Below are 287 nucleotides of genomic sequence, written 5' to 3'. Positions count from 1 at the left end.
TTTTACCCAAAACCCGGTAAAAAATTTTGCGTTCTGCCCAGGACAGGTGCGTCAGGCCGTGGCAGTGATGCCCCATGCGGCGAAGGTTCTCAAACAGGTGATGGTGAATACCGGAGGGAACAAAAGGCAGGTCCCCGCAAAACGTCAAAACCGCGGCTCCCGAAACTCAACAGATGATGGGGGCTGAAAACATCAACAGAAGGAGACACATCATGGCAGTTCGTGGCATTAACAAGGTCATTCTTGTCGGTCGTCTGGGAAAAGATCCGGAAGTCCGTTACATCCCC

The 287-nt window shown here is 52.3% G+C and carries 1 protein-coding gene and 1 pseudogene; both read left to right on the top strand.

Annotated elements, in window-relative coordinates; genetic code table 11:
• Positions 1 to 187 (top strand): hypothetical protein (locus LZP73_RS20510; RefSeq protein WP_234236812.1); only part of this gene is annotated, 187 nt, incomplete at its 5' end.
• Positions 188 to 212: 25 nt separating this feature from the next.
• A pseudogene (locus LZP73_RS20505) lies at positions 213 to 287 on the top strand (single-stranded DNA-binding protein); the annotation flags it as partial.

Origin of the sequence: Shewanella sp. AS16 (assembly GCF_021412365.1) — a bacterium.
GTDB classification, from domain to species: Bacteria; Pseudomonadota; Gammaproteobacteria; order Enterobacterales; family Shewanellaceae; genus Shewanella; species Shewanella salipaludis.
The sequence above is the reverse complement of the archived record's forward strand: the minus strand, read 5'-3'. Positions and strand labels throughout refer to the sequence as shown.